The sequence below is a fragment of the Lentzea sp. NPDC060358 genome (assembly GCF_042725365.1).
Taxonomy (GTDB): Bacteria; Actinomycetota; Actinomycetes; order Mycobacteriales; family Pseudonocardiaceae; genus Lentzea.
On record NZ_JBHXCW010000466.1, the window covers coordinates 1 to 1,531 of the forward strand.

At 68.3% G+C, this 1,531-nt stretch carries 3 protein-coding genes; 1 reads left to right on the forward strand and 2 read right to left on the reverse strand.

Annotation, left to right across the window (positions count from 1 at the left end; translation table 11 throughout):
* Positions 1-33: 33 nt before the first annotated feature.
* Together ACFWGZ_RS40920 and ACFWGZ_RS40925 are read right to left on the reverse strand one after the other, a co-directional pair.
* A complete protein-coding gene (locus ACFWGZ_RS40920) occupies positions 34-783 on the reverse strand; it encodes a hypothetical protein (RefSeq protein WP_382456960.1) in 750 nt (249 codons plus the stop codon).
* A gap of 32 nt (positions 784-815) precedes the next feature.
* Positions 816-1,028, reverse strand: coding sequence for a hypothetical protein (locus tag ACFWGZ_RS40925; protein WP_382456961.1), 213 nt, complete (start codon positions 1,026-1,028; stop codon positions 816-818).
* A gap of 239 nt (positions 1,029-1,267) precedes the next feature.
* Here ACFWGZ_RS40925 and ACFWGZ_RS40930 point away from each other — a divergent pair, with 239 nt between their 5' ends.
* A complete protein-coding gene (locus ACFWGZ_RS40930; RefSeq protein ID WP_030468404.1) occupies positions 1,268-1,474 on the forward strand; it encodes a cold-shock protein in 207 nt (68 codons plus the stop codon).
* Positions 1,475-1,531: the final 57 nt, after the last annotated feature.

Here is a 1,531-nt window from a genome sequence, read left to right on the forward strand (position 1 = left end):
CGACGAGGTGCCGCGCCACCGGTCCGGCACGACTCATCCCCGCTGGTCGTCCTCCGGCAGGTCGTGCCGGCCGGAGATGAACTCCTGCACGGCGATCTTGGCGCGGATGATGGGCTGCCGGATCCGCGCCTCCCGGCGGTAGGCCCGCGAGAGCTTGCGCGAGCCCTCCGGGTAGCGCCAGCGCGCCCACGGCGACCCGGGCCGGGCGAGCCGCACGGCGCCCACCGCGGGCACCACCGGCACGAGCAGGCCGAGCAGACCCGTCCAGATCTTGCCCTTCAGCAGGGCCACGATCGCGAGGCACAGGTTCACCCCGATCGCGATCACCCGCAGCGTGAACGTGTCCGTCGGCGTGGTGTCCGGGTTGAGCTGCAGCACCTCGTCGTAGCCGAGCGGCCGCGCGCCGAGCAGGAACGTGCCGGTCAGGCCCACGGCGAGGAAGACCGCGTCGACGGAGAGGCGGCCCGCCTTCGTCCAGTACACGTCCCTCAGGTGCAGGATCAGCGCGAACTCGTCGAGCACCAGGGCCGCGCCCATGCCGACGACCGCCGCGGCGGCGCACCGGGCGCCGTACAGGTCGTCCGGGATGATCAGGCTGCTGACGCTCGACAGGAGCAGCAGCACGGTGCCGACCACGACGTGGTGCACGTGCGTGTCGCCGTGGACGATGTTGCGCGGCCACCAGCGCACCTCGGCCCTGATCATGCGCACGCTGATGCGGATGAACACGAACGTGGTCACCAAGCCGACGAAGAAGAAGAGCAGTCGTTCGCTGCCGGTCAAGCACAGCCCCCTGGGGTCAAGGACCCCCCAGGTTACCTGTTGGGGTTGACGTTCCCGTGGACGTTGCCGATCTGGAGCACGGTTCCGTGCACGGGGCCGCTGATGCTGTTCGTGGTCCCGCCACCGCCCCGCGGGGCCGGGTGGGCGGAGGGCTTGCCGAGGTGCTCGAGGGCGACCGCGTACAGCCCCCGCACGACGTGCGGCGCGGCGCTGACCTTGATCGACAACGTCGTCTGCTCGGGCATCGGCACCTCCGCGAGGGGTCGTTCGGGGCCTCACGTTAGCAGTGAAATTGACGGCTCGACGGCAGGCGGGGAGCCGTGGTTGACTGTCCATGGTCGTACGTTTTCGTGTTCGTGGTACCACGCTCGCGCAAAACGAGGTCGCGAGCGTGAGGGTTCTCCAGGTTCCGGAGAAGTCGCTGTTCCGACTTGACCCGGTGGTCGCGAACGCGATCCGGCACCTGTGGAGGAGAAGTAGCAAGATGGCAGTACAGGGCACCGTCAAGTGGTTCAACGCGGAGAAGGGCTTCGGCTTCATCTCCCCCGACAACGGTGGCGCCGACGTGTTCGTCCACTACTCCGAGATCCAGATGAACGGCTACAAGGCTCTCGAGGAGAACCAGCGGGTCGAGTTCGAGATCGGTCAGGGCCAGAAGGGCCCGCAGGCCCAGGGCGTTCGCGCCGTCTGAGCCTGATCGGTCAGCACATCTGATCTGACACCGAAGCCGCCTGTCCTGTATCGGACC